Annotated in this window: 6 protein-coding genes; 5 read left to right on the plus strand and 1 reads right to left on the minus strand. The window is 53.7% G+C overall.

The window, feature by feature from the left end; genetic code table 11:
* Positions 1-142 precede the first annotated feature (142 nt).
* The 5 genes from AN477_RS19295 to AN477_RS19315 all read left to right on the plus strand — a co-directional run bounded on the left by AN477_RS19295 (position 143) and on the right by AN477_RS19315 (position 8,306).
* Complete coding sequence (locus tag AN477_RS19295; protein WP_054970811.1) at positions 143-1,069, plus strand: ABC transporter permease subunit; 927 nt, start codon at positions 143-145, stop codon at positions 1,067-1,069.
* Positions 1,062-2,054 (plus strand): hypothetical protein, encoded by a 993-nt coding sequence (locus AN477_RS19300; protein WP_054970812.1) that lies wholly within the window; start codon positions 1,062-1,064, stop codon positions 2,052-2,054. Before AN477_RS19295 ends, AN477_RS19300 begins: the two co-directional genes overlap by 8 nt.
* A gap of 1,094 nt (positions 2,055-3,148) precedes the next feature.
* The gene (locus AN477_RS19305) at positions 3,149-4,840 is read left to right on the plus strand and encodes a hypothetical protein (RefSeq protein WP_054970813.1); all 1,692 of its coding nucleotides are present in this window, start codon (positions 3,149-3,151) and stop codon (positions 4,838-4,840) included.
* Positions 4,841-5,309: 469 nt separating this feature from the next.
* Positions 5,310-6,737, plus strand: a complete 1,428-nt coding sequence (locus AN477_RS19310; protein WP_054970814.1) for a TldD/PmbA family protein — start codon at positions 5,310-5,312, stop codon at positions 6,735-6,737.
* Entirely contained in the window at positions 6,738-8,306 is a 1,569-nt protein-coding gene (locus AN477_RS19315; RefSeq protein WP_054970815.1) for a TldD/PmbA family protein, read from the plus strand. It abuts the gene before it with no gap.
* Here AN477_RS19315 and AN477_RS25300 read toward each other — a convergent pair.
* On the minus strand, positions 8,303-8,521 hold a 219-nt coding region (locus AN477_RS25300), incomplete at its 5' end, for a hypothetical protein (protein ID WP_211266036.1). The genes AN477_RS19315 and AN477_RS25300 overlap by 4 nt on opposite strands.

Genomic DNA, 8,521 nt, shown 5'->3' on the forward strand with positions numbered 1-8,521 from the left:
CAATGACTCTACAGTGGATACGCTGAAACTGTATCTTGTGGAAAATCCTGTGTAATTCTGTTATATTCAATCTGCTTGCAATTTACAGATAAGACAGAACAGAGGGTCATTTTGTCCTCTCGCAACGAGCGGAGTGGTGATCGTGCTAAAATTCATCTGGTACCACGTCAAGAGCTGGTTTTACATGGTTGTCTTGATTCTTGCCATTGCTTCTGTCGGACGACAGGCACAACTCATTTATGTTCAGGGCCAGCCTTACACGAACCTCACCAATAGTTGGTCTTCCGTATTTTTCGCCGCGCTCAATGCGCCGTTTAAACTGTTATCTCCTCCGTATCATCCCATTTTGGCGAAGATGTCCTCTTATATCCCGCTGAGTCTGTTTTTCGTTGTTTATGCGTTCATTGGGAGCTACGTGTTTGGAGTTCTCAAAGGGATTGCCGACGTTTTCTGGAGAAAGCGGATCGGTTATCGAGCGTTCCAAGGACTGTTCTGGCTGTTGGACGCGGTCCCCATGTTCGGCCTCATTGTATTGATTGAAACCGGCTCGATGTTCCTTGCAATGGCTTGGCAGGGTGATCCGATACACGTGATTCCGAATCAACACTTCTGGCTCGGCAACTTCCTGCGGGCGAATATTCTCATGGTGCCGTCGATGATGTATCTGTCCCGAATTACGAATATCGCGATCTCGTTTGAACTCGGTGAGGAGTATCTCCTCACTGCTCGGAGTAAAGGGATCCGGGTCTGGAAGCTGTTTCGTCGACACCTGTTTAGAAATATTGTGCCTAAGTTGCTCAACGAGGCACCCACAGCCTTTATCATGATTCTCTCAAGTCTATTGGCGCTCGAGTATCTGAGTTTCCAAGACAAAGGGTTCATGTTTGCACTTCTCGCTGGCATGGGGCAAGGAGAACTTGGGCAGCCGAGTCTGTATCTTGACCAAGGGGCGTTTTTAATCCAGGCGGTGAGCGGATTTTTGCTGATGATGGCGCTGTTTACAACCGTGTTTCAACTTCTTGCTGCGTGGCTTCGTTGGCGTTGGAAGGTGGTGCACAACTATGAATGAGTCTCGGCATCGGTGGTGGAGCACACGAGCGTTCATCGGAATCTTGGTGATTGCAGGGTTTCTCGTCATGGGTCTTCACCCAAGTCTTGTGACACACTACGGACCCTATCAGATGGACAAAATTCACCTGAGTGACGACACAATTCCGCCTTTCCCTGTTTCACGCATGCACTGGTTTGGCACGGATGAAAACGGGGTAGATATTTTCACCCAGATTGTGTACGGTATCGTCCCAACACTGCGCGACGCCACCATCATGGTCGCTTTCACGTTGGCGGCGGCGGTTATCATCGCTGTCATCCAGACTTTGTACAAGGTGCGGATTATGTTGGTGGACAGGCTCTCGTACCTCACGAGCATCTTTCCGCCTGTCCTCATCATGCTGTTGATCCTTGAGATTCAGCCGGTGTACTTCTCGCACGACAGCGCGTACTGGTATTACGCTGTCATCGGTGTGCTCGAACTGGGGCGTTTCATCCCGATTGTCGACAAGGACATCCGGCTCATCTATCAAAAGCCGTTTATCGAGTCAGCGGTCGTGGTGGGGGGATCGCAATGGTGGATCTTCCGAAAGCACGTCCTGCGCTGGATGTGGCCGTACCTGGCTGAGTACATCCCGTCTCAATACGCACGGATTCTGGCAGTCATGGGTGAACTCGGGTACTTCGGTGTTGTGACCAAGGCTCAGTTTTTACAGAGTCAGAATGGCATTAGTTTCACGAGCACACAACTTGATCTGCCGACCCTTTTGTCCTTGGGTGGCCATCACTGGTTTCAGGTGCCGGATGGGGTGTTCTTTCCGACACTCACTTTGTGTCTGATGATCATCGCCTTCCGACTCATTGCAACCGGTGCAGCACGTGTGAGCATGGTGGAACGCACGGAGCACTGGCCGATGAAGGACATGCCATGGTGGATGAGGCTGTTGGCACCAAGAAACGGCCACGGTCGCGGCGGGACCCATCCTGCCGCCGTCGGGAAGTAACGAAGGCTGTGGGGCTGTGGGGCTGTGGCCGTCGGAGAAGGCTCATCGGGATCGCTAAATCGCCTGGGGGATGTGCACCCACCGGACGGTACCCGTATGGGTATGTGGCGGTGGATTGAAGTATAACGCACAAAAATTCCGCTCAACGCTTGTAAGCCCCTAAAATGCCCTTATTTTATACAGATACCTATATGGGTATGTTGCTTCAACGGTAAAAAGTTCGCTTAAGTACCGGATGTCGCTGCCTCTGATCAAAATAAGACCAAAAATTTCCTCTATACCTCTGATTCACCCCCGAATGACTTCGAATTTGGATGATAGAGGACATTTCGTCCTCTATCCTATTACATTTTTAAATGCCGAGGTGGATTGAGGAAGTATTTTCCCTTAGCAATTCCAGGTTACGCAGCCGTTCCCTATGAGGGTGACAGCTGGCTCAGGAGCAGGCGGTGTCAACACGCAAAATTTGTTCATTTACTTGCATAAACGCTGTGTTCAGCGCGTACCTACGATGATACACTGAGAAGGTGACACAATCCCCTCTGTTTTGACAATTTTTTTACCGTATCGTAACAAAACTGCACATTGCTGCGTCTAACTAGTAAAAGTACACGTACGAACTCGCAAGACACACAACCCAGTACATACACATGCAATCTGTAACTCAACGCAAAATAGCCCGTACCACCCGTACCACATTACGCGGCTTGTAAACACGAACTAAACTAAGTTGCAGGACCAGAACACACCACCGGTTACATAGGCACGTAGGTTATTACTCTACCTTAAACGTCAACGTAAGCATCCGACCTTCATCACCGCCACTATCGCTTTCGGTGTTATGACTGTCACCACTGTCACCACTGTGGTGGTTCTCGCTGGTGTCGCCGTTATCACCGCAATCCTTTATCTTCCGCTGCTCCGGTCTATGGACAAAATTGTCAGCCTGTAAACAAAGCATGGGCCGCCTAAGCTGCCTAAGCTGCCTAAGCTGCCTAAGCTGCCTAAGCTGCCTAAGCTGCCTAAGCTGCCTAAGCTGCCTAAGCCCGCCCTAGGCCACCTGGTCATTTCATCATGCAAGGAGATGCACTGCAATGCGCGTGCCTGCCGTCGCTGCCTTGGCGAGTTGCGCCTGTGTTGTCATCACCCTCGGAGGCTGTGGTGTTCAGCCTGGAAATCGAGTGGGAGTCAGCACCGGATCGTCAGGGAATGCAAGTTCGAACACAACACAAACGTCAAATGCCTCGAATCCAACACAATCCAACCCGTCTGCGAAAGCAGCCGGATTCTCCAATACAACCTCAGAAAGGTCTTCTTCGAGTCAACCGGGCAATGGTTCTAGTCAGTCGGTCCCCAGTCAGAGTGCGGGTGCGAACGGTGCGAGCCAGTCGGGGTCCGAATCTGGTCAGACATCGGGACAAGGGCAGACGACCAGTGGCACGCAGCCTGGGGTGCATGCGGGGAGTCCGTCCCAAACAGCGACTGACCTTGTACCGATTTCCTCAGGGGGTGCTTCGAATCTAGTCCAAGCCCGCTTCGCAGCGAATGCGTGGAATGGGATGGGGGAAGCCGCCTTGCTCGTTACGCCGCCCAATTCGTATGGCCTGTACGGCAGTTTGCTATACATAGTGGTGGACGGGTCACAGTCCTCAACCGGTAAGCCTCAAGCCACGCTTGTGGACGAGCATGCCATCTCTGCGTCCATATCGCCGGATGGTAAATGGCTGATGGTAGAAGCGATGGTGAACGAAGGGACTGTCAGTCTGCCAAACTTCCAAACCCACCTGTTGTTTGAGTCTGTGGATGGAAAAAAACGGATCGACCTTGGTCATGTACCCTACGTGGACGGGGATTGGACGGGGCCAGAAACGTATCTGTACACTGACGGCAGCGGGCACCTATACACAGTCAAGCCCGGAAAGCAACCGAGTGTCTCAGCGCTTCGATTGCCGGCGGGGGTTACCATCAACGCACTTCGCGTGAACCCGCAGAGCGGTCTGGTCGCAATGGACGAGGTTGTTCCGGATTCAAACGGGAATGTTCTCGATCGTCACGACGTCATCGCCCTTTGGGACCCAAGCACGAACAAGCTCAAAAGCCTATTGACAGCGAGTCCGAGCAACGGTTACATCCTGGGTCCGTGGACAAATGATGGTTCGGCTTTATTCTATTGGACCGATCCGATGCACTCTGGCTCGATGGCCGCGGATGGCCTGCAACTGAGCAGCATTAATACGAACGGTGTCACGCAACCAGTCGCCACCACGTTAACAGGCGGCTCGGCGGTGTTGCCGGTGTCATCCCATCAGGCGGTTTTACAAGTCGGATCCAGTCGTTACTTGTTTGTCAAAAAGACCATCGAGGTGTGGAATGGACAAAAGCTCATCTCGCTCCCAGGACAACCGGCTGGCTCCTCCTCCACACAGGTCTGGCCAACCGTGAGTCCGGACGGGCGAGTGGTCGCCTACAGCGTAGGCAACACGCTGCCAATGAGTGCGGGGATAACGCAGACCAGCCAGTGGTGGCAACAGTTGCAGCTCATGACGGTGAACCTGTCGACCGGCCAGAGGAAGGTATTAAAGACTGCCGGCAGTGGGGTTGTGACTCCGGTCTTCAACGGTGATGGCAGCCGCATCGCTTTCTTGGACGGGGACACGCTAGATGTGGTCAACGCGAATGACTCAGGTTCTAAGCAACCTGTGTTCTCGGTGACACCAGTGGATGCGGCATCGTATCCGCAGTGGAATGTGAGCTTGCCTATCCAGATCGCGGACTATCAACCATAGCAGATGTGTTGACCACGGGCCTGGGACAGCGAAGTTGTGGCTGCCGGAGTGGGAGTCCCTGGCTTGAGGCCCGGGAACACGTGATCGGACGGATGCGGCCAACGGAACAGGTGATCGGAAAGATGAGGACAAAAAAGGGCCCCATGCAGACTATGCATGGGGTAAAGGAGGTTTGGGTTTAATGGGTTAGAAGCGGACAAGCTTCTGTATCTAATCTATCCAAGCCCACAGGTTGTCACAAGGGACCTTTGTCCCCTCTTTTCTGGGCCTTATGTCCCCCTTGTGAATCAGCTGGAGTTGGCCGTGGACAAACCTGGATTTGCCGCGTCAAAGAACATCGGGTTCGAGCGAGAACAAAGCTGAGTTTCTCACGTGTACAAACCTGGATTTGCCGTTGTTCAAAGACAAATTGTAGCGTACATTAAAGTATGTTCAGAGAATTCGGGGTTGAAAGGGTTGGAGGGATCGAATGATATCCCAATCATTGATCAATGCGGTACTCGATACAGCACTGTCGACTGGCGGTGATTTTGCAGAAGTCTTTGTAGAAGACAGAACGGTGAACCGTATGGGTATGCGCGGCGGAATCATTGAAAACAGCTTGTCCGGACGAGATTTTGGAGTTGGAATCCGCGTTTTCAAAGGGCTCGGGAGTGCGTATGCCTACACAACCGATGCTACGCCGGAAGGGTTGCATCAAGCTGCAAGAAGGGCTGCGTCTGGCGTTCGGGGACTTCCAGAGATGCCGACGAATGCGACTGTATGGGGTGACACGACAGGCTGTCGGCACAGCCTCTGTGAGGAGCGCGCACCGTCAAAGCATCTGATAGAGCGCAACCCACAATTTGTCCAGCGCGGCGAAAAAGCCCAGGTGATGCGAGAGGCCTACGACATTGCGAAGAACTACCATTCATCTATCACCCAGGTTTCTGTCGGGTACATGGATGAAGAACAGAAAGTCTTGATTGCTAACTCGGATGGGAAGTGGATTCAAGATGTACGGATTAGGAGCCGCTTGTCCATCTCTTCTATCGCCAGTGACGGGAACAAGTTTGAAAGCGGTTTCTATGGGCCTGGTGCCCATAAAGGGTTTGAGTTCATTGCTGGACTTGATTTGGAGCACTATGCCGGGGAGGCATCTCGCATTGCCGTGACGCGTCTCAGTGCTGTGCCTTGTCCGAGTGGAAAGTTCCCAGTCGTCATCGACAACGAGTTCGGCGGCGTGATCTTCCACGAGGCCTGCGGTCATGGGTTGGAGGCAACCTCTGTGGCCAAGGGAAACTCTGTGTTTGCGAATCGGATCGGAGAAAAAGTGGCTTCTGATGTCGTCACCTATATCGATGACGGGACGCTCGAGAACGAGTGGGGATCGCTGGCGGTTGACGACGAAGGAGAGCCGACACGGCGCAATGTGCTGATTCAGAACGGGGTGCTCAAGGGCTACCTGATTGACCGTTTCAACAGTCGGAGGATGAATATGCCGCCCACCGGATCGGGCAGGCGACAATCCTACCGATTCGCGCCCACCTCGCGGATGACCAATACGTATATCGCGAACGGATCGTCTACACCAAAAGAGATTATCGAGAATACCGAGCAGGGGATCTACGCCAAATACTTGGGCGGCGGACAAGTCAATACGGCCACTGGCGACTACAACTTCGCAGTGATGGAGGCCTATTTGATTGAGAACGGGAAAATTACGACACCGCTTAAAGGAGCTACGCTGATTGGCAATGGTCCAAAGACCCTGCAGCTCGTGGATATGGTCGGAAACAACCTGGGGCATGGACAGGGGATGTGCGGATCTCTCAGTGGAAGCATTCCAGTCAACGTCGGACAACCAACCCTTCGGGTCAGTGAAATGACTGTCGGTGGCACAAGGGAGGGCGCGTAAATGGATCTCAAATCATTTCAAGACCAAGTGTTCGTCGCAGGAGCTGAAGCTGGGTTTACGGAGATGGAGGTGTACCACGAGCGTCAGTCTTCATTCACGTGCAGCGTGTATCAAGGCCAGGTTGACGGCTACGAGTCCGCAGACGTGACGGGTGTATCGTTTCGCGGCGTCTATCAGGGGAAGATGGGCTACGCGTTCACTGAGCGCATCGCTCCGGATTCCGTCGGATACCTGATTGCGAGTGCCCGTGACAATGCTTCCATCATCGGTGATGAAGATGAGGACGATATCTTTCCCGGCGGGGGGCAGTATCAAGAGGCTGACTTTTACGCGCGCGATCTCGATTCAGTCTCCATCGAAGCCCAGATTGAGCTGATCAAGGAGATTGAAGCACACGCCAGGTCTCTGGACAGCCGGGTTCGGGATATCAATTACTGCGCCATCAGCAGTCTCAGCATGGAGCGTGGAATCTGCAACAACGCCGGGCTCGATCAATCGGACGCTCGCAACAACATCACCGTCTATCTCTCTGTCGTCGTTGCGGAGGGTGGGGAGACGAGAACCGGATCGGCCATTCGGGTCACCCAGGACTTTGCAACACTCAAACCAACGGAGATTGCGGCCGAGGCGGTAGGAGATGCGCTATCTTACTTGGGTGCAAGGCAGGTCGCGAACAAGGCGTACCCTGTCATCCTGAAAAACGATGCTGCAGCCGCACTGTTGCAGACTTTCGCACCCGTTTTTTCAGCTGAGAACGTTCAAAAGGGAATGTCGCAATTGAAGGGGAAGGTCGGGACCGCGGTTGGAGTTCCCGGGTTGAACATCGTCGATGATCCGTTTCTTCCAGGCGGCATGAACAGCCGCACGTTCGATGCGGAAGGCTACCCTGCTGCACGTCGCGATATCGTGAAGGACGGTGAACTGCAGACCCTCCTCTACAACCGCAAGGCTGCACGCAAAGATGGAGTTAAGTCCACTGGCCACGCCTTCAAGTCGTCGTACAAGGACGCGGTTGGCATCGCCCCGAGTAACCTTTACATCCAGCCCGCTGGCCTGGCGGGGGCGGCGGCCGGGCAGGCAGCAGGAGCCGGGGCAGCAGGAGCCGGGGCAGGGCAGGGTGGCGAGGTGGAAGCAAGGCAGGCAGCAGTGGCAGGGCAGGGTGGCGAGGTGGAAGCTAGGCAGGCAGCAGTGGCAGGGCAGGGTGGCGTGACTGGCGTGGTTGGCCAGGCTGGGCTCAGCAGCCTTGAGAATCGTCCTGAACCGCCCTATGCACCCTTGCTGGCTGGGATCGATGAAGGCATTGTCATCACTGGCCTCTCAGGGTTGCATTCCGGGGCCAACTCCGTGTCAGGGGATTTCTCGCTGGCGGCTACAGGCTTCTACGTGGAAAACGGGGCCGTTCAGTCACCGGTCAATCAAATGACGGTAGCAGGAAACTTCTTTGAAGTTTTAAGTTCGATTGTAGTGATTGGGGACGACCTCGACTTTACCGTTCCATTTCTTGGTGCACCGGGCTACGTCGGTTCGCCGTCGCTGCTCATCAAAGGGCTCAGCATTACAGTTGACTAGTATCGCGAGAATGGTTTTGTCACGCGTAGAATGGGTTTGTAAAACAAAATGACTTGATTGGAAACGACCTGCGTTGCAGGTCGTTTAACATTTGTGCGCCCGGCATGGGCGTTGTCTATACGGTGGAAGTCCGGAGTGGTGAAGGTAGCAGTAGCCATTAGCTCAAGCCAAGGGTGTCCACCGCGAGGTGGAATCTGAAGGAAGGCGGCGGCAAA

This window comes from Paenalicyclobacillus ferrooxydans, assembly GCF_001399675.1.
GTDB classification, from domain to species: Bacteria; Bacillota; Bacilli; order Alicyclobacillales; family Alicyclobacillaceae; genus Alicyclobacillus_B; species Alicyclobacillus_B ferrooxydans.